Source organism: Enterobacter asburiae, from assembly GCF_024599655.1.
GTDB classification, from domain to species: Bacteria; Pseudomonadota; Gammaproteobacteria; order Enterobacterales; family Enterobacteriaceae; genus Enterobacter; species Enterobacter asburiae_D.
Map to the genome: position 1 here is coordinate 3,314,700 of NZ_CP102247.1, position 19,794 is coordinate 3,334,493.

A 19,794-nucleotide genomic window follows, 5' to 3' on the forward strand; every position below is an offset into this window, starting at 1 on the left:
CTATAATGCTTTGTTAGTATCTCGTCGCCGACTTAATAAAGAGAGAGTTAGTGTGAAAGCTGACAACCCTTTTGATCTTTTACTCCCCGCTGCGATGGCTAAAGTTGCCGAAGAAGCGGGTGTCTATAAAGCAACGAAACACCCGATGAAGACGTTCTATCTGGCGATCACGGCTGGTGTGTTCATCTCTATCGCTTTCGTCTTCTACATCACCGCCACCACCGGTACTGCCGGAATGCCTTTCGGCATGGCCAAACTGATTGGCGGCATTTGCTTCTCACTGGGTCTGATTCTCTGCGTCATCTGCGGCGCCGACCTCTTCACCTCAACGGTGCTGATTGTCGTGGCAAAGGCCAGCGGAAGAATTACCTGGGGTCAGCTGGCACGTAACTGGCTTAACGTCTACGTCGGTAACCTGGTTGGCTGTCTGCTCTTTGTTTTGTTGATGTGGCTTTCTGGCGAGTACATGACCGCCAACGGTGGCTGGGGCCTTAACGTCCTGCAAACCGCCGACCACAAAATGCACCACACATTTATCGAAGCCGTTGCTCTCGGCATCCTCGCTAACCTGATGGTCTGCCTGGCTGTATGGATGAGCTACTCGGGTCGTAGCCTGATGGACAAAGCCTTAATTATGGTTCTGCCGGTTGCGATGTTTGTTGCCAGCGGCTTTGAGCACAGTATCGCGAATATGTTCATGATCCCAATGGGCATTGTCATCCGCGACTTTGCGAGCCCGGAGTTCTGGACCGCAGTTGGTTCATCCCCGGAAAGTTTCTCTCACCTGACTATTATGAATTTCATTACTGATAACCTGATCCCTGTCACTATCGGGAACATTATCGGTGGGGGTCTGTTAGTTGGGTTGACATACTGGGTCATTTACCTGCGTGGCGACGATCATAATTGATGGTTTTCTCAGGCAGTAAATATAAAATCCACTTAAGAAGGTAGGTGTTACATGTCCGAGCTTAATGAAAAGTTAGCCACAGCCTGGGAAGGTTTTGCGAAAGGTGACTGGCAGAATGAAGTAAACGTACGTGACTTCATTCAGAAAAACTATACCCCGTATGAAGGTGACGAATCCTTCCTGGCTGGCGCAACTGACGCGACCACCAAGCTGTGGGACAGCGTAATGGAAGGCGTTAAACTGGAAAACCGCACTCACGCGCCAGTTGATTTTGACACCTCCGTTGCTTCCACCATCACTTCTCACGATGCTGGCTACATCAACAAAGCCCTTGAGAAAATCGTTGGTCTGCAGACTGAAGCACCACTGAAACGCGCAATCATCCCGTTCGGTGGTATTAAAATGGTTGAAGGTTCCTGCAAAGCGTATAACCGCGAGCTGGATCCAATGCTGAAAAAAATCTTCACCGAATACCGTAAAACCCACAACCAGGGCGTATTCGATGTTTACACCAAAGACATTCTGAACTGCCGTAAATCTGGCGTTCTGACCGGTCTGCCAGATGCGTATGGCCGTGGCCGTATCATCGGTGACTACCGTCGCGTTGCGCTGTACGGTATCGACTTCCTGATGAAAGACAAATACGCGCAGTTTGTTTCCCTGCAGTCCGATCTGGAAAACGGCGTAAACCTGGAAGCGACTATCCGTCTGCGTGAAGAAATCGCTGAACAGCACCGTGCGCTGGGTCAGATCAAAGAGATGGCGGCTAAATATGGCTGCGATATCTCTGGTCCTGCTACCAACGCTCAGGAAGCTATCCAGTGGACCTACTTCGGCTACCTGGCCGCGGTTAAGTCTCAGAACGGTGCAGCAATGTCCTTCGGCCGCGTATCCACCTTCCTGGATGCGTACATCGAACGCGACATCAAAGCAGGAAAAATCACCGAGCAAGACGCTCAGGAAATGATTGACCACCTGGTCATGAAACTGCGTATGGTTCGCTTCCTGCGTACCCCTGAATACGATGAGCTGTTCTCCGGTGACCCAATCTGGGCTACAGAATCCATCGGTGGTATGGGCGTTGACGGCCGCACTCTGGTAACTAAAAACAGCTTCCGCTTCCTGAACACCCTGTACACCATGGGTCCTTCTCCGGAGCCGAACATCACCGTTCTGTGGTCTGAAAAACTGCCTCTGAACTTCAAGAAATTCGCCGCTAAAGTGTCTATCGATACCTCTTCTCTGCAGTACGAGAACGATGACCTGATGCGTCCGGACTTCAACAACGACGATTACGCTATCGCTTGCTGCGTAAGCCCAATGGTTGTTGGTAAACAAATGCAGTTCTTCGGTGCGCGTGCAAACCTGGCGAAAACCATGCTGTACGCAATCAACGGCGGCGTTGATGAAAAACTGAAAATGCAGGTTGGTCCTAAGTCTGAGCCGATCAAAGGCGACGTTCTGAACTTCGACGAAGTCATGGACCGCATGGATCACTTCATGGACTGGCTGGCTAAACAGTACGTCACTGCGCTGAACGTTATCCACTACATGCACGACAAGTACAGCTACGAAGCCTCTCTGATGGCGCTGCACGACCGTGACGTTATCCGCACCATGGCGTGTGGTATCGCTGGTCTGTCCGTTGCTGCTGACTCCCTGTCTGCAATCAAATATGCGAAAGTTAAACCAATTCGTGACGAAGACGGCCTGGCTGTAGACTTCGAAATCGAAGGCGAATATCCGCAGTTTGGTAACAACGACTCTCGCGTTGATGACATGGCGGTTGACCTGGTAGAACGTTTCATGAAGAAAATTCAGAAACTGACTACTTACCGTAACGCTATCCCGACTCAGTCTGTTCTGACCATCACCTCTAACGTTGTGTATGGTAAGAAAACCGGTAACACCCCAGACGGTCGTCGTGCTGGCGCGCCATTCGGCCCAGGTGCTAACCCAATGCACGGTCGTGACCAGAAAGGTGCGGTTGCCTCTCTGACCTCCGTTGCTAAACTGCCGTTTGCTTACGCGAAAGATGGTATCTCTTATACCTTCTCTATCGTGCCAAACGCGCTGGGTAAAGACGACGAAGTGCGTAAAACTAACCTCGCGGGTCTGATGGATGGTTACTTCCACCACGAAGCGTCCATCGAAGGTGGTCAGCACCTGAACGTGAACGTCATGAACCGTGAAATGCTGCTCGACGCGATGGAACACCCTGAGAAATATCCTCAGCTGACCATCCGCGTATCTGGCTACGCAGTACGTTTTAACTCCCTGACTAAAGAACAGCAGCAGGACGTTATCACCCGTACTTTCACTCAGTCCATGTAAGTGGAATTGACTGAAATCACGCGTTAAAAAGCGTACAATAAAGGCTCCACGTCAGTGGGGCCTTTTTAGCACCCTCTCCATCTCAGTCTCTTTTGTCCGCTATCTATACTTTATGGATATCAGCCAAAACAGACTTCAACACAGCCGGCTTTGAGCTGTGCATACTCAGGCCCCGGACGGGCCGATGCTGGAGATATCACCGCAATGTCAATTATTGGTCGCATTCACTCCTTTGAATCCTGTGGCACCGTCGATGGCCCGGGCATCCGCTTTATCACCTTTTTCCAGGGCTGCCTGATGCGCTGCCTGTACTGCCATAACCGTGACACCTGGGATACCCATGGCGGTAAAGAAGTGACCGTTGAAGACTTGATGAAAGAGGTGGTGACCTACCGCCACTTTATGAACGCGTCCGGCGGCGGCGTCACCGCATCCGGCGGTGAAGCCATTCTGCAGGCGGAGTTTGTGCGCGACTGGTTCCGTGCCTGCCGCAAAGAAGGCATTCATACCTGTCTCGATACCAACGGCTTTGTACGCCGCTACGATCCGGTTATTGACGAACTGCTCGAAGTGACCGATCTGGTGATGCTCGATCTCAAACAGATGAACGATGAGATCCACCAGAACCTCGTTGGCGTCTCAAACCACCGCACGCTGGAATTTGCCAAATACATTGCCGATAAAGGCATTAAAACCTGGATCCGCTACGTGGTTGTGCCTGGCTGGTCAGATGATGACGATTCCGCGCACCGCCTCGGGGAATTTACCCGCGATATGGGCAACGTCGAGAAAATCGAGCTTCTGCCCTATCACGAGCTGGGTAAACATAAATGGGTGGCAATGGGCGAAGAGTACAAACTCGATGGCGTGAAGCCGCCGAAGAAAGAGACGATGGAACGCGTCAAAGGTATTCTTGAACAGTACGGCCACAAGGTGATGTATTAAAGAAAAGCCCGGTGAAAACCGGGCTTTTTTATATTCTATTTAAAGACGCCGTTAATCACGGACGTCACAATGGCTGTACTCAGCGCAATTAAGACCAGGTCGTCACCCACTACCCGCCACTCATAGCCTGGATAGGAAGGAAGCTGACCCAACATAGAGGCCGGCACGGTTTTCTTCGCAATGCCCGGAGGCAACGGCTTGCCGCGCGCCAGGTTTTTAGCGATGCCCGGAGGCAGTGAGTCATAGCCCGTTAAGCCATAATTCAGCGCCAGATGGCGGGCATGATCGAAGCTCACACGAGCGTCGACATCGTTACCGACATCCTTACTGTTTTTAAAGCTCTTATCCGATTTTCCAGGGTTATCCTGACCGTTATTTTGCTTATTGCCATGGTTACCAGAATTCCCGTTACCATGACTGCCGCCATTACCCTGTCCGCCACCGTTTCCGTGGCCACCGCCATTCCCGTTTCCAGGATTAGCCATGACCGGAGCCGTTGCAAACGTTAAAGACAACACTACGGCAAGTGCGGTAGTGGAAAAACGACGAATAGACATGATTGCTGCCTTATAGTGGTAGGACTCACATGAATTATCGCCTGGCGCAATAAACACACAATAAGTAAAACTCTTAGTTGTGACAGGGACAAAAAAGCCTGTCGTCGACAGGCTTTTAATTAATCAGGCATGAGCCACAGGCGTTGGGTGTTCGCCCACTTTGCGCAGCAGCATTAAGAGATAAATAAACGATACGCTGGCGATCATGATAAACAATAAATTATCAGAGTAATTCTGCATCAGCATCGCGGTAAACGTCGGCCCTAATAAGCTGCCGATGGTATAGCTCAGTAACAGCGCCTGGTTCATTGCCACCAGCTGATGATGTTCAACTTTCTCACAGGCCCAGGCCATCGCGACCGGATAGAGCGTAAAGCCGGCGGCCCCGAGAATAAACAGCGCTGGCGCCATCGCGGCGTTGCTGAGCATGGCAAGACATCCCATGATGACCACGAAGACCTGAACGCGCAGCACCAGCAGACGACCGAAACGGTCCGCCAGGCGGCCAATCGGCCACTGCCCGACGATGCCCGCACTCACCATGACCGCCATCCAGAAGCCAATTCCGGAATCGCTGACGCCCTGATGATTCAGATAGAGCGGCATCAGGCCGTAGAGCGAGCCCAGTACAATCCCCGAGATAATGCAGCCGTTAACCCCCAGACGCGCCTGGCGGAGTCTGAGCATTGGCCAGACGTGGGTCGCTTCCTGATGCTCGCTGTTCTGGTTCACAATGCGCGTGAAGAGCAGCGGCAGGATTGCGGCCAGCACCATGCCCGTAACCCACGGCAGAACGCTCATCAGGTCGGTTGGCAGCTTGCTGACCATCAGTTGACCCAGCACGGTACCGACGTAGTAAACCATCATATAGGCCGCCAGCAGGCGTCCACGGTTGCGGGAGGTGCCGCTGCACATCAGCGCACTTTCAACCACGACCCAAATCATCGCGCAGCCTACGCCAGCGATAAAGCGCCACGCCATCCAGCTCCAGAAGCCGACCATCAGGCCCAGCCCGGCACACCCGGCGGCGAAAATCAGCGACGCCAGATAATAGCTGCGATTAAAGCCAAAACGCTTGATCAGGCTACCGGTTAATAATGTGCCCAGCAGGTTCCCGGTAAAAAAGGACGAGCTGACCATACCCACCTGCCAGGTCGGTAAGTTTTCATGGGCGAGCCACAGCGGGACGAGCGTATTTAACACTGCGATCGCCAGGGTCAGCAGAAGCAGGCCACAGAGCAACAGAAGCACTGGGCGGGTATAGGTGGTCATGGATTAAAAACCGTGAGGAAGTTCAGATTTCGTGCGCATCATGCCACTGGCAAAAACAAAGTCAATCCACTGACTTAGCCGCCTCGCACAATATGTTCCCTGTCGATTTAAAAAACTTATCCTGCTAATGCCACGCCTGCTATAGATATTAATTATGTATCTGTTTTTATTTATTAATGGGCGAAATTAAAACAAAACGACAGTCGAAAAATTTCATGATCGAAAAAAGAAAAAGCCGGGCACTCGGGCCCGGCTTGATATAACGAAATACAACGCTAGCTGGCGATAGCCATACCAACGGTCATATGCAGCCCGTAGAATACGCCGCGGCCAATCAGTTCACCTGCCAGTACCAGCACAAAGGCCAGTGACAGCAGCGGCAGCGCGGGCTGATAACCTTTAAGCTGGGGAGCTATCCAGAATACCAACGCCGCGACCAGCAGAACGATGCGCCAGGCCATCAGAGAACCGTAGTCCGGCACCAGGGCAGAAGCCTGCTGGATAGAACTGTGAATGGTTGCCAGTTCGGCACCCTGCATCAGGGCGACTATCGCACTCACCACCAGCGCCAGCAGCGAAACAGCGGGCAGCAAGCGCATTGCCCACCCGTCTACGCCCGCCACGCGCAGCAGCAGGTAGCCCAGCAGCGGCCCGCCGATAAACATCGTCAGGAAGAAGCTCATCGGCGTCCAGACGCTGTACCAGGTTGGAACGGTATCGATAGTGTTATAGACGCGCACCATCATCCACACGAACACCACGCCCAGCACCATGGTCACGATCAGCCACAGGCTGCGCAGACCCGCAGGCAATTTCTTCATCGCGGCCAGCAGCCAGCCCAGCCCACCGACGGCAAAGAAAATTGCCCCGCTGGCAATCTCGTTACTGAGGGATGAGGCCCCCACGCGGTTCAGAGAGTTAAACGCGCGCATCGGTGAACCCAGGTGCAGCGTAGAGGCGATAAAGCCAATTCCCATCAACACCCACAGGCCAAACATGCTCAACACTAAACGCTGCTGCTGTTCGGCATTGAGGTTCCCTTTTAACAACGCCAGCGCGAGCACAATGAAACCGCCCGCCACGCACTGACCAAAGACCGTGAAGATCATCAGCGGCCATTCATGCCATCCACTTCCCATCTCACACCTCCTTCGGATTTGCCAGGTAGCCGGTGGTGTCACCTGTAGGACGGCTGTTGGCGTTAGGTTTAATCACAATGCTCGGCTTCGTGAAGTGCGCAGACGGCAGCGGTGCCACTGCGGCAAGCTGACCGTGTTTTTGACGCAGCTCTTCAATCGGGCCAAAGTCCAGCGCGCGCAGCGGACAGGACTCGACGCAAATCGGCTTTTTGCCATCCGCCACGCGGGTGTGGCAACCGTCGCATTTGGTCATATGACCTTTGGCGGCGTTGTACTGCGGCGCGCCGTACGGACACGCCATATGGCAGTACCGACAGCCGATGCAGACATCTTCGTCCACCACCACAAAACCGTCTTCACGCTTGTGCATCGCCCCGCTCGGGCAGACCTTGGTACAGGCCGGATCTTCACAGTGGTTACAGGCAATCGACAGGTAATACGCAAAGACATTCTGATGCCAGACGCCGTTATCTTCCTGCCAGTCGCCACCGGCGTATTCGTAAATACGGCGGAAGCTGACGTCAGGAGTCAGGTCTTTGTAATCTTTGCAGGCCAGCTCGCAGGTTTTGCACCCGGTGCAACGGCTGGAATCAATAAAAAATCCATACTGGGTTGTCATCGGCTACTCCTTAAACCTTTTCAACCTGGACAAGGTTTGTGTGGGATGGGTTGCCCTTCGCCAGCGGCGACGGACGCTGCGTGGTCAGCACGTTAATACTGCCCGCCTGGTCGATGCGGTTGGCATCGGGGCTGTACCAGGCCCCTTCCCCCAGCGCCACCACGCCTGGCATCATGCGCGGCGTCACTTTGGCCTCAATGTGCACCTCGCCGCGACCGTTGAAGATACGCACGCGATCGCCATTGCCGATGCCGCGCGCTTTGGCATCCATCGGGTTGATCCACATCTCCTGACGGCAGGCGGCTTTCAGTACGTCGACGTTGCCGTAGGTGGAGTGCACTCGCGCTTTGTAGTGGAAACCGGTCAGCTGCAGCGGGAATTTCGCCGTCAGCGGATCGTTATAGTTTTCAAAACCTGGCGTGTAGATCGGCAGCGGATCGATAACGTCCCCTTCCGGCAGTTCCCAGGTCGACGCGATTTTTGCCAGCTCTTCGGAGTAGATTTCGATTTTGCCCGACGGCGTGGTCAGCGGGTTCGCCTGCGGGTCTTCACGGAACGCTTTGTACGCCACGTGGTGCCCTTCCGGATCGCGCTGTTTGTACATACCCTGCTTGCGGAAGGTATCGAAATCCGGCAGGTCAGGGATCGCCTTACGGGAAAGTTCATGCAGATGGCGCATCCACCCTTCCTGAGTACGTCCCTCGGTAAACTGCTGCTCAACGCCAAGACGTTTCGCCAGCTCAGAGGTCATCTCATAGATGGTTTTGCACTCGAAGCGCGGTTTGATTGCCTGATCGGTAAAGATCACGTAGGACATGTTGCCGCAGGAGGCGTCCAGCGCGAAATCCATCTGCTCAGAAGCGGTGCAGTCCGGCAGCAGGATATCGGCATATTTCGCCGAGGAGGTCATGTGACAGTCAATCACCACAATCATCTCGCACTTCTTATCATCCTGCAGGATTTCATGGGTGCGGTTGATTTCAGAGTGCTGGTTGATGAGACAGTTACCGGCATAGTTCCAGATCATCTTGATCGGCACGTCCAGCTTGTCCTTGCCGCGCACGCCGTCGCGCAGGGCGGTCATTTCCGGGCCGCGTTCGATCGCATCGGTCCACATAAACATGGAGATGCTGGTCTGAACAGGGTTATCCAGCGTCGGCATACGTTCAAACGGCACTTCATACGAGCCTTCACGCGCGCCGGTGTTTCCGCCGTGAATGCCCACGTTGCCCGTCAGAATAGAAAGCATTGAGATGGCACGGGTCGCGATTTCGCCGTTCGCATGACGCTGCGGTCCCCAGCCCTGGCTGATATAGGCCGGTTTGGCTGAGCCAATCTCACGCGCCAGTTGGACGATACGCTCCACCGGAATACCGGTGATGGTGGACGCCCACTCGGGCGTTTTCGCCACGCCATCGCTGCCCTGACCGAGAATATACGCCTTGTAGTGACCGTTAGCCGGCGCGCTGGCTGGCAGGGTTTTCTCGTCATAGCCGACGCAGTATTTATCCAGGAAAGGCTGATCGACGAGGTTTTCGGTGATCATCACCCACGCCAGCGCTGAGACCAGCGCCGCATCGGTACCCGGACGGATTGGGATCCACTCGTCTTCACGTCCGGCACCGGTGTCGGTATAGCGCGGATCGATGATGATCATGCGAGCATTGGATTTTACGCGGGCCTGTTCCAGGTAGTAGGTTACCCCGCCGCCGCTCATGCGGGTTTCGCCCGGGTTGTTACCAAACAGCACGACCAGCTTACTGTTTTCGATATCAGACGGGCTATTGCCGTCCGCCCAGCCGCCGTAGGTGTAGTTCAGGCCAGCAGCGATCTGCGCCGAGGAGTAGTCGCCGTAGTGGTTGAGATAACCGCCGCAGCAGTTCATCAGGCGCGCCACCAGCGTTTTACCCGGCGGCCAGGAGCGGGTCAGCGTGCCGCCGAGCGTCCCGGTGCCGTAGTTCAGGTAGATGGATTCGTTGCCATACTCTTTGATAAGACGCTGCATATTTGTGGCGATGATGTCGTAGGCTTCATCCCAGCTAATACGCTCGAACTTCCCTTCCCCACGCTTACCGACGCGCTTCATCGGGTATTTCAGGCGGTCCGGGTTGTACACGCGGCGACGCATGGAGCGGCCGCGCAGACAAGCGCGAACCTGATGTAACCCTTCGTAGTTATCGTCCCCGGTATTGTCGGTTTCGACATATTTAATTTCACCATCCACTACATGCATACGCAGCGGACAACGGCTGCCGCAGTTTACGGTACAGGCACTCCACACCACTTTTTCCGGAGCTGAGGCTGGGGACAATGCATCCGCCGCCGACGCCAGTCGGGTGAAAGGGAGCGTGAAGGCGCTGCTGGCTACAGCCAGGCCGCCAATTGCCGTGGTTTTCATCAACCCACGGCGAGTGACCTCGGCAGCCATTAACGCTTCAGGCGCGTTGATTTTCATAAAGACTCACTTTGGTTGCTCACAAAGAAATGAGAGGCGGCATAGACCGCTATATAGTTTTATTTAGAACGAATTTCTTCGTTATCAGCTTTTTATGCTGACTTTCATTCGGAGGAGTATTACTACTTTAGAGGGAGAGATTATTGAGTCGTATCAATTAGCAGGCATAAAAAAAGCGCCCTGAGGCGCTTTTTTGTTTTAAGACAAATTATCAGCCGATGTACTGCTGGCCTTTCATGTATGGACGCAGCACTTCAGGGATCTCAATACGACCGTCTGCCTGCTGGTAGTTTTCCAGCACGGCAACCAGCGTACGGCCCACGGCCAGACCAGAACCGTTCAGGGTATGCACCAGACGGGTTTTCTTGTCAGATTTGCTGCGGCAGCGAGCCTGCATGCGGCGCGCCTGGAAATCCCAGACGTTAGAGCAGGAGGAGATCTCACGGTAGGTGTTCTGAGCAGGCACCCACACTTCCAGATCGAAGGTTTTGCAGGCACCAAAGCCCATATCACCGGTACACAGGGCCATACGACGGTACGGCAGACCCAGCAGCTCCAGCACTTTCTCAGCGTGGCCGGTCATCTCTTCCAGCGCGTCCATGGACTCTTCAGGACGGACGATCTGCACCATCTCAACTTTGTCGAACTGGTGCATACGGATCAGACCGCGCGTGTCGCGACCATAAGATCCAGCTTCAGAACGGAAGCACGGAGAGTGTGCTGTCAGCTTAATTGGCAGGTCGTCTTCATCGATGATCTCATCACGCACGAGGTTAGTCAGCGGCACTTCAGCGGTTGGGATCAGCGCGTAGTTGCTGCTGTCGGCTTCCTCGTCCAGCGGACGGGTATGGAACAGATCGCCGGCAAATTTCGGCAACTGACCCGTACCGTAGAGCGTATCGTGGTTAACCAGATACGGTACGTAGGTTTCGCTGTAGCCATGCTGCTCGGTGTGCAGATCCAGCATGAACTGCGCCAGCGCGCGGTGCAGATGGGCAATCTGGCCTTTCATCACCACGAAGCGAGAACCGGTCAGCTTAACCGCTGCCGCAAAGTCCAGGCCCGCGTGCATTTCGCCCAGCGTCACGTGATCGCGCACTTCGAAGTCAAACTCACGAGGCGTACCCCAGCGTTTCACTTCAACGTTGTCGTTTTCATCTTTGCCGACAGGCACGCTGTCGTCAGGAATATTCGGGATAGCCAGGGCAATATCACGAATCTCGGCCTGAAGAACGTCCAGCTCAGCTTTCGCCTGATCCAGTTCTTCACCCAGTTTGTTCACTTCCAGGCGTAATGGCTCAATATCTTCCCCGCGCGCTTTCGCCTGGCCGATGGATTTCGATCGAGAGTTACGCTCTGCCTGCAGATTTTCAGTTTGTACCTGCAGTACTTTACGACGCTCTTCAAGAGCGCGCAGCTTATCTACATCCAGCTTAAAGCCCCGGCGTGCCAGTTTTTCAGCGACTGCGTCTGGCTCATTACGCAGCAGATTGGGATCGAGCATGCTTATCCTGTGCTTATCGAATTAAAATAGGAAAATGTGACCACAGCCTGCGGCCACAAGGATACATTGCCAACATTACCGCAACGATTGAACTAACGGTAGCGTTTTATAGGGCTATTTTGATCCTGTCCGGCGAGCCAGGTGAGCTTTTCACCAATCTTGCCTTCAAGACCTCTGTTTGTGGGGTGATAATAGCGCGTTTGTGCCATCTCCTGCGGGAAATATTCCTCCCCGGCAGCGTAGGCATTGGGTTCGTCGTGAGCGTAGCGGTACTCCTGCCCGTAACCCATCTCTTTCATCAGCTTGGTCGGCGCGTTACGCAGATGAACCGGAACATCATAGTCCGGGCGTTCGCGCGCGTCGGACATCGCCGCTTTGAAGGCGGTATAAACCGCATTGCTTTTCGGCGCGCAGGCCAGATAGACAATCGCCTGCGCTATGGCACGTTCGCCTTCCGCGGGTCCAACGCGGGTGAAGCAGTCCCAGGCCGAAAGCGCGACCTGCATGGCGCGAGGATCGGCATTGCCGACATCTTCTGACGCAATCGCCAGGCAGCGACGCGCGACATATAACGGATCGCCGCCCGCTGTGATAATTCGCGCGTACCAGTAAAGCGCCGCATCCGGCGCGCTGCCGCGCACGGACTTATGCAGCGCCGAGATCAGGTCGTAAAAACGGTCGCCTTTGTTATCGAAACGCGCGCTGCGTTCACCGGCAATTTCGGTGAGCAGCTCCTGCTTCAGCACCCGCTTCCCGGCATCGTCGACTTCGGCCATATCGGCCATCATTTCCAGCGTATTCAGCGCCCGACGCGCATCGCCGTTGACCAGCTCGGCAATCGCACGACGCGTATCGTCAGGCAGAACGATATCCTGCCCGCCGTAGCCGCGCGCTTTGTCGTCCATCGCCTGGGTGAGAACCTTTTCGATATCCTCGGTGGTCAGCGATTTGAGCAGGTAAACGCGCGCGCGCGACAGCAGCGCCGAGTTCAGTTCAAACGACGGGTTTTCGGTGGTCGCGCCGATGAAGAAGATCGTGCCGTCTTCAATATGCGGCAGGAAGGCATCCTGCTGGCTCTTGTTGAAGCGGTGGACTTCATCCACGAAGAGGATGGTGCGCCGCCCGGCGTTGCGGTTCTGCCGCGCACGCTCGATCGCCTCACGGATCTCCTTCACGCCGGAGGTGACCGCCGAGATGCGTTCGACATCCGCGTTGGCATAGCGGGCGATCACTTCTGCAAGCGTGGTCTTGCCGGTGCCAGGTGGGCCCCAGAGGATCATGGAGTGAAGATGCCCGGCCTCAATGGCGCGCGGCAATGGCTTACCGGCAGCCAGCAGGTGCTGCTGGCCGATGTACTGCGCTAAATTTTCTGGCCGCATACGAGCGGCCAGAGGTTGAAACGCGTTATCTGAAAAATCGAGCGACAGATTGCCCACTCACGCCTCTTACTTATTGCGTTGGTCGTCCACCGTTACGCCCTGCGGCGGGGTAAAGGTGAATTTCGATGCATCAACGGCGCCGTTCTGCTGAGATTTAAGCTGGTAGCTGCTGCGCTGATCGTCCTGCTCAACCGCGCCGAACTGATTAATGGTACCGTTGGTGCTTACGTTAATGGTGAACTGCTTCAGGTTGCCGTTGCTGCCTTTCGGCGTCAGGACAAACTCGTCACCCGTCTGTTTAATATTGTACTGCTGCCAGTCGCTGGACTGGTTGCGAGCAATCAGCATAAACGGCGTATTGCTGGTGGCATCTTTCAGCCAGGTCGCCGTTGCCTGTTCAACGAACGGGTTGAAGAACCATAAGGTTTTACCGTCAGAGACCAGGATGCTTTCATCCGGCTGGGTCATGTGCCAGTTGAAAAGATTTGGGCGTTTTACCCACAAATCTCCCTGACCTTCCTGCACCGCGTTACCGCTGCCGTCAGTCACTTTTTGCGTGAAGCTGGCGTGGAAGCTGCTTACTTTATCCAGTCGGCTTTTAAGGTCGCTGGCTGCATCAGCCCAGACGCTGCTGGCGACAAAACTGGTGAGTAATGCACAGGCGATGGCGATTTTTTTCATTGTTATTCCTTAAAATACGTCTTCCCGATATGGGGTTTCCGTCTTCTATTCTGGACCTGCCCGAAGGCAGGCGACAGAAGAAAATGCTTAATTTTGGCTGATTTACCCTTCTTTGCAATCGCTGAAGGCTAATCAAACGGCGGCGGCGCCAGCACCTCGCGGTTACCGTTATGCCCCTGCTCGCTCACAATGCCCTGCGCTTCCATCTGCTCGATGATACGCGCTGCGCGGTTATAACCAATGCGGAACTGGCGCTGCACGCCAGAGATTGACGCTTTGCGTTTTTCGGTAACGAAGTTAACCGCCTGATCGAATAACGGATCCAGCTCTTCGCCGCCGTCGAAGCCACCGCCGCCGCCTTCGCTTTCCGTATCGCTGGTGATGCCGTCAACATATTGTGGACGACCGCGCGCCTTCCAGTCCTGCACGACGGCGTGTACTTCCTCATCGCGAACGAACGCGCCGTGGACACGCACCGGAGAGGTGGAGTTCGGGCCGGAATAGAGCATGTCACCCATACCCAGCAGCGACTCTGCGCCGCCCTGGTCAAGAATGGTACGGGAGTCAATTTTACTGGATACGGTAAAGGCGATACGCGTCGGGATGTTCGCTTTGATAAGACCAGTGATAACGTCCACGGAAGGACGCTGGGTCGCCAGCACAAGGTGAATACCGGCCGCACGCGCTTTCTGCGCCAGACGGGCAATCAGCTCTTCCACTTTCTTACCGACGGTCATCATCAGGTCAGCAAATTCATCGACCAGCACGACGATATAAGGCAGTTTTTCCAGCACCGGATGCTGGGCATCCATGCTGTCACCCGGCTTCCAGTAAGGATCCGGGATCGGACGTCCCATGCGCACCGCCTGGGCAATTTTCTCGTTATAACCGGCCAGGTTACGCACACCCAGCGCAGACATCAGCTTGTAGCGGCGTTCCATCTCATTGACGCTCCAGCGCAGAGCGTTGGCGGCGTCCTTCATGTCGGTGACAACTTCGGTCAGCAGATGCGGGATGCCTTCGTAGACCGACAGTTCGAGCATTTTCGGGTCGATCATGATGAAACGCACATCTTCCGGCTGCGCTTTATAAAGCATGCTGAGGATCATGGCGTTCACACCGACAGACTTACCGGAACCGGTAGTACCCGCGACCAGCAGGTGAGGCATTTTCGCGAGATCTGCCACCACCGGATCGCCCGCGATATCTTTACCCAGCACCACGGTCAGCGGGGACGGGTTATCGCGGAACTTGGTGTTATCCAGCACTTCACGCAGGTAGACGGTCTGACGTTTCTTGTTTGGCAGCTCAAGGCCAACGTAAGGCTTGCCTGGGATCACCTCCACCACACGTACCGCCACGGTCGAGAGAGAACGCGCCAGGTCGCGGGACAGATTGGAAATACGCGCGGCTTTAACGCCAGGCGCCAGGTTCAGTTCAAAACGGGTGATCACCGGACCCGGGGAATAGTTCACCACGTCCGCCTTGATACGGAAGTCAGCCAGACGGGCTTCGACCAGACGCGCCATTTGTTCGAGCGCGAAGGTATCGACCGGCTCCACTTCTGACGGCGGCGGCGTTAACAGATCCAGAGACGGCAGCGGCGTGCTCGGACGCTGCAGCGGACGGCTGTCACCGTTACGCATCAGCAGCGGGTGAATCAGGCTCTCCTGCGGCTGAGGCGCAGGCTGCTGGAACTGCGGCGACTGTGGTGCCTGCTGCGGTTGCTGAACAGGTTGATGCGGCTGCGCATACGGCTGCTGAACGGGCTGTTGCGGCTGCGCGTAGGCCTGCGGCGCTGGCTGCTGGCGCACGGGCTCTGCTTCCGGCATCACGCTCGGGGTAAATAACGGCTCGCTCGGGCCATCGTCCACCAGATCCTTCATCGGCGAGAATTCAAAATCCGACAGCGAGAACGGATTTGCGCCAGCAGGTTGTTCACCGGAATAGCGCTGCTGCTGGGTAGCGGCAAACTGGCGCGCTAATTCGGCTTCTGCCGCGTCATCCTCGTCTTCAAGCACAGGCTCATCGTGCTGGTATTCCTCACCGTAGCGTTGATTCTGCTGCGCAGCGAACTGGCGGGCCAGCTCGTCCTGCTGCATTTCATCGGCGTCATCTTCGTACTCAGGCTCGCGCGCTTTCTCTTCGGCCATACGCTGGGAAGGCAGCTTGATACCATAAGAGGCAAGCTCACGGCGGGTTGGAACGCGAACGCGGTTAGGGCGAGGCAGTTGCGGACCAATCCCCTCCTTCACCTGAGGACGTGGCGCGCCCCCTGTTGCCAGGCTAAAGACAGGTGCAGCCACGGCAGCGGCCGCGGTAGCCTGCTTCACGCTTTCCGCTACGGGTGCGACTGCAGGCGTCGGGTCGATCGGTGGAACGGATACAGAAGGCGCTTTCGTCACCGGCTCCTGCACCGGTTCAGGCACAGGCTGGTACCAGGCCGCGAGCTGCTCGCGTTCACGTGCGCGACGCTCTTCAACCTCTTCAAAATAGTACATAGGTGGACGAGAGGGTTTTACCTCTTCCACGATTTCAGGTTCAGGCTGCAGCTCTACATAAGGCTGCACAGGTTCAACCGGCTCAGGCACATACTCCTGATAAGGTTGGGCTACAGGCTGTTCATAGTGCGGGTAATCTTGCGGTTCATACGCAGGCTGCGGCGGCTGATACGGCTGCTGCCACTGCTCCTGCTGTACAGGGATGTAGCTTTCAGGTTCAGGCGCGATAACGGGCTCCGGCGTGTGAACGCCTGGCGCAGTCTGCCAGTCAACCTGCGGCTGCTGAATAACGGATTCCGGCGGCGAAACCGGCGCGGATGGCATCACGGCGTCGACAGGCGCGGCATACGCCTGCGCAGCGGTCGTCGCGGCTGCCGCCGCCGCAACCGGCTCGGTAACCGAGTGGCCATTTAACAGCGGATCGTATTCGTCGAAGTCACCCGGCGTGGCCCGGCTGCCGGAGAAGAGCACATCGTCAGGATCGACGGCAACACCCGCCGCGCGATACGCCACCTGCTCGTCTTCATCCATGCGTTTACCGGAGAAGAGCGCCGCATCGGTTTTACGGCCTAGCGGGTTGGCAAATTTCTCAGCAACCCGCTGGCGACGCGCCAGCGCGCCGCGCAGAATACGCGCACGACGAGACTCGCGACGCTGCACAGGCGCGTCATCTTCCTCTTCATCTTCGTACTCGTCTTCATCAACCCAGGTATCGTCGCGGCGGGTACGGTTGCTGGCGAAGGTCAGAATGGTGAGGATAAAACTGCCGATTTTCTCGGCAATGCTCACCCAGGACCAGCCGGTAAACAACGTCAGCCCGGCCGCCCAGATGCAGAGCAGCGCCAGCGTGCCGCCGCTGCTGTGCAGCATCGGCTGTAGCGCAGAACTGAGTAAGCTGCCAATCACCCCGCCCGAGGCGAAGTACCAGATATCATCCGCATTTATCGCTGCCAGCCCGCACGAGGTGAGGATCAGCGCCAGCGCGCCAATCAGGCGCAGCGACACGGCGAAATAGTCGATGTAATCATCGTTTTGACGATGACGCCACGCAAACCAGCACCCGCCAATGATAATGACGGGAAGGGTGTAGGCCATCACACCGAAAATGAAAAACAGCGTGTCCGCAAGCCAGGCACCGGGAACACCGCCTAAATTATGGATAGGCTCATGCCATGCAGTTTGTGACCAGCTGGGATCTGAGGGGTTGAAACTGAGTAAGGCTGCCATCAGCCAGACGGCAAAAAGGGCAATAACAATCAGCAAAGCCTCGAGGAGACGACGTCCGCTGCTTAGCTTCGATAGTGTGACTTCTTTGTCTTCAGTGTATTCCTGGCTCAAGAAAGGCTCTCCAGGTATCAGGCATATCCTGCCTGTTTGCTAAAACGGACAACAGCGCCGGGACTCCCCGGCACTGTTGCTGTATGGATTAACAGGAGTGTAATCAAACTACGCTGATTTTGCACCTGTTCCGTGTTAGCGCGTCTTAATAACCAGACGATTGCTCTGTTTGACCTCTTCCATCACCACATATGTACGGGTGTCGTTCACGCCCGGCAGACGCAGCAGGGTTTCCCCCAGCAGCTTACGGTAGGCGGACATATCAGGCACACGGGTTTTCAACAGGTAGTCGAAATCACCGGACACCAGGTGACACTCTTGAATTTCTTCAAGTTTTTGTACAGCGGAGTTAAATTGCTCAAACACATCCGGCGCACCACGATTCAGAGTAATCTCAACAAATACCAGAAGTGAGGCATCCAGATAATGCGGGTTCAGCAGAGCCGTATAGCCCTGAATAAAACCCTGTCTTTCCAGTCGGCGCACACGCTCAAGGCACGGCGTCGGGGAAAGTCCCACACGTTTTGAAAGCTCGACGTTGGAAATACGCCCATCCTTTTGCAATTCATTAAGAATGTTACGATCGATACGGTCGAGATCTTTGCCAGGGCGCTTCTTGCTATCTACCATTATTATTGTCTCTCTGTATTCCTTCCCTACTCCTGCCTGGACCCTGTGCACATCACTGTTCAGAGCCTGTACCCGTTAGTCATCACATCGCCTGATTATGTATTAGACGCGATGCGGATTCGGGTTCTGTTGGTAAGAAGACCGTTGCCCGAAGGCAGTCACCGACATCACGTATGGCGTCTGTCCACGCCATGCGTAGATTTCACTGACCCGGTAAAAATGGCATTTACGTGCATGCCTATGCGGCATACGGTTAACGCGGTTTTTTTTCTTCCTTGAATGTTTTCGCAAAAGCGCAGGGGATTGTCAAAGCAAAACATCGTTTTTTAGTACAACATGCCGGATATTCATTACGGCAGGGTATTAATCCTCATTTTATTGCCTTACAAACGAGCGATTTTCAGCAGAAAGCGTGATGTTATAGCGCGCCATTCATCGTCCGTGGCTATTACACAGATTGATATCAAAATTGCTGCGCTCTTTTTTTACGACAACAAATTCCCTACAATCCAGCCAAATGTCTGCCAACAACAATGGGGATCTCATGGGCACGGCCAAACACAGTAAGCTGCTAATCCTTGGTTCTGGACCTGCGGGATATACCGCAGCGGTCTATGCTGCACGCGCTAACCTGCACCCGGTACTCATCACCGGTATGGAAAAAGGCGGTCAGCTGACCACCACCACCGAAGTGGAAAACTGGCCAGGGGACCCGAACGACCTGACCGGGCCGCTGCTGATGGAACGTATGCACGAGCATGCCGCCAAATTCGAAACCGAAATTCTGTTCGACCACATCAATAAGGTCGATCTGCAGAACCGTCCGTTCCGCCTGACGGGCGACAGCGGCGAATACACCTGCGACGCGCTGATCGTCGCCACCGGCGCCTCTGCCCGTTACCTCGGTCTGCCATCCGAAGAAGCGTTCAAAGGCCGCGGCGTCTCTGCCTGCGCAACCTGTGACGGTTTCTTCTACCGCAACCAGAAAGTCGCGGTCATCGGCGGCGGCAACACCGCAGTGGAAGAAGCGCTCTACCTGGCGAACATTGCCTCTGAGGTGCACCTGATCCACCGTCGCGAAACCTTCCGCGCGGAGAAGATCCTGATCAAACGTCTGATGGATAAAGTGGCAAGCGGCAACATCGTGCTGCACACCAACCGTACCCTCGAAGAGGTGACGGGCGACCAGATGGGCGTTGCCGGTCTGCGTATCCGCGATACCCAGAACACCGATAACGTCGAAACGCTTGAAGTGGCGGGCCTGTTTGTGGCGATCGGTCACAGCCCGAACACCGCGATCTTCGACGGTCAGCTGGAGCTGGAAAACGGCTACATCAAAGTGCAGTCAGGCATTCACGGTAACGCGACCCAGACCAGCATCCCGGGCGTGTTCGCGGCTGGCGACGTGATGGACCACATCTATCGTCAGGCGATTACCTCTGCGGGCACCGGCTGTATGGCCGCGCTGGACGCTGAACGCTACCTCGATGGACTGGCTGAACAAGGTAAATAATCTTTACAAGTCAGTAA

At 55.3% G+C, this 19,794-nt stretch carries 14 protein-coding genes; 4 read left to right on the forward strand and 10 right to left on the reverse strand.

What is annotated here, in order from left to right; translation table 11 throughout:
• Positions 1-52 precede the first annotated feature (52 nt).
• The 3 genes from focA to pflA all read left to right on the forward strand — a co-directional run bounded on the left by focA (position 53) and on the right by pflA (position 4,189).
• Complete coding sequence (gene focA / locus NQ230_RS15860) at positions 53-910, forward strand: formate transporter FocA (protein ID WP_257258155.1); 858 nt, start codon at positions 53-55, stop codon at positions 908-910.
• Between the two features lie 51 nt (positions 911-961).
• Entirely contained in the window at positions 962-3,244 is a 2,283-nt protein-coding gene (gene pflB, locus NQ230_RS15865; RefSeq protein WP_024907798.1) for a formate C-acetyltransferase, read from the forward strand.
• 204 nt (positions 3,245-3,448) lie between these two features.
• Positions 3,449-4,189: a pyruvate formate lyase 1-activating protein gene (gene pflA, locus NQ230_RS15870; RefSeq protein ID WP_010429226.1), complete on the forward strand. Its 741-nt coding sequence runs from the start codon at positions 3,449-3,451 to the stop codon at positions 4,187-4,189.
• A 35-nt stretch (positions 4,190-4,224) separates the two neighbouring features.
• On the opposite strand, the gene NQ230_RS15875 is transcribed toward pflA, so the two are convergent.
• From NQ230_RS15875 to lrp, 10 genes are all read right to left on the reverse strand, one after another.
• On the reverse strand, positions 4,225-4,746 hold the full coding sequence (locus tag NQ230_RS15875) for an anti-virulence regulator CigR family protein (RefSeq protein ID WP_029739494.1): 522 nt from the start codon (positions 4,744-4,746) through the stop codon (positions 4,225-4,227).
• A 123-nt stretch (positions 4,747-4,869) separates the two neighbouring features.
• Positions 4,870-6,018: an MFS transporter gene (locus NQ230_RS15880; protein ID WP_047346918.1), complete on the reverse strand. Its 1,149-nt coding sequence runs from the start codon at positions 6,016-6,018 to the stop codon at positions 4,870-4,872.
• Between the two features lie 275 nt (positions 6,019-6,293).
• Complete coding sequence (locus NQ230_RS15885) at positions 6,294-7,157, reverse strand: dimethyl sulfoxide reductase anchor subunit family protein (protein WP_121425739.1); 864 nt, start codon at positions 7,155-7,157, stop codon at positions 6,294-6,296.
• A gap of 1 nt (position 7,158) precedes the next feature.
• Positions 7,159-7,776, reverse strand: a complete 618-nt coding sequence (locus NQ230_RS15890; RefSeq protein ID WP_021240882.1) for a DMSO/selenate family reductase complex B subunit — start codon at positions 7,774-7,776, stop codon at positions 7,159-7,161.
• Between the two features lie 10 nt (positions 7,777-7,786).
• Entirely contained in the window at positions 7,787-10,231 is a 2,445-nt protein-coding gene (dmsA, locus tag NQ230_RS15895) for a dimethylsulfoxide reductase subunit A (protein ID WP_257258158.1), read from the reverse strand.
• Between the two features lie 211 nt (positions 10,232-10,442).
• A complete protein-coding gene (serS, locus tag NQ230_RS15900) occupies positions 10,443-11,735 on the reverse strand; it encodes a serine--tRNA ligase (RefSeq protein WP_008499983.1) in 1,293 nt (430 codons plus the stop codon).
• Between the two features lie 92 nt (positions 11,736-11,827).
• Positions 11,828-13,171, reverse strand: coding sequence for a replication-associated recombination protein RarA (gene rarA / locus NQ230_RS15905; protein ID WP_029739490.1), 1,344 nt, complete (start codon positions 13,169-13,171; stop codon positions 11,828-11,830).
• Positions 13,172-13,180: 9 nt separating this feature from the next.
• Entirely contained in the window at positions 13,181-13,795 is a 615-nt protein-coding gene (gene lolA / locus NQ230_RS15910; protein ID WP_023310983.1) for an outer membrane lipoprotein periplasmic chaperone LolA, read from the reverse strand.
• Positions 13,796-13,923: 128 nt separating this feature from the next.
• Positions 13,924-17,634: a DNA translocase FtsK gene (gene ftsK, locus NQ230_RS15915; protein WP_257258161.1), complete on the reverse strand. Its 3,711-nt coding sequence runs from the start codon at positions 17,632-17,634 to the stop codon at positions 13,924-13,926.
• Positions 17,635-17,769: 135 nt separating this feature from the next.
• On the reverse strand, positions 17,770-18,264 hold the full coding sequence (lrp, locus tag NQ230_RS15920; protein WP_002439523.1) for a leucine-responsive transcriptional regulator Lrp: 495 nt from the start codon (positions 18,262-18,264) through the stop codon (positions 17,770-17,772).
• A gap of 544 nt (positions 18,265-18,808) precedes the next feature.
• Here lrp and trxB point away from each other — a divergent pair.
• Positions 18,809-19,777: a thioredoxin-disulfide reductase gene (gene trxB / locus NQ230_RS15925; protein WP_023616696.1), complete on the forward strand. Its 969-nt coding sequence runs from the start codon at positions 18,809-18,811 to the stop codon at positions 19,775-19,777.
• The last annotated feature ends 17 nt before the right edge of the window (positions 19,778-19,794 follow it).

Coding starts and splice junctions, on each gene's coding strand:
- lolA (WP_023310983.1), bottom strand. CDS start 13,795: ATGAAAAAAATCGCCATCGCCTGTGCATTACTCACCAGTTTTGTCGCC.
- NQ230_RS15890 (WP_021240882.1), bottom strand. CDS start 7,776: ATGACAACCCAGTATGGATTTTTTATTGATTCCAGCCGTTGCACCGGG.
- pflA (WP_010429226.1), top strand. CDS start 3,449: ATGTCAATTATTGGTCGCATTCACTCCTTTGAATCCTGTGGCACCGTC.
- trxB (WP_023616696.1), top strand. CDS start 18,809: ATGGGCACGGCCAAACACAGTAAGCTGCTAATCCTTGGTTCTGGACCT.
- lrp (WP_002439523.1), bottom strand. CDS start 18,264: ATGGTAGATAGCAAGAAGCGCCCTGGCAAAGATCTCGACCGTATCGAT.
- NQ230_RS15875 (WP_029739494.1), bottom strand. CDS start 4,746: ATGTCTATTCGTCGTTTTTCCACTACCGCACTTGCCGTAGTGTTGTCT.
- pflB (WP_024907798.1), top strand. CDS start 962: ATGTCCGAGCTTAATGAAAAGTTAGCCACAGCCTGGGAAGGTTTTGCG.
- dmsA (WP_257258158.1), bottom strand. CDS start 10,231: ATGAAAATCAACGCGCCTGAAGCGTTAATGGCTGCCGAGGTCACTCGC.
- NQ230_RS15885 (WP_121425739.1), bottom strand. CDS start 7,157: ATGGGAAGTGGATGGCATGAATGGCCGCTGATGATCTTCACGGTCTTT.
- serS (WP_008499983.1), bottom strand. CDS start 11,735: ATGCTCGATCCCAATCTGCTGCGTAATGAGCCAGACGCAGTCGCTGAA.
- NQ230_RS15880 (WP_047346918.1), bottom strand. CDS start 6,018: ATGACCACCTATACCCGCCCAGTGCTTCTGTTGCTCTGTGGCCTGCTT.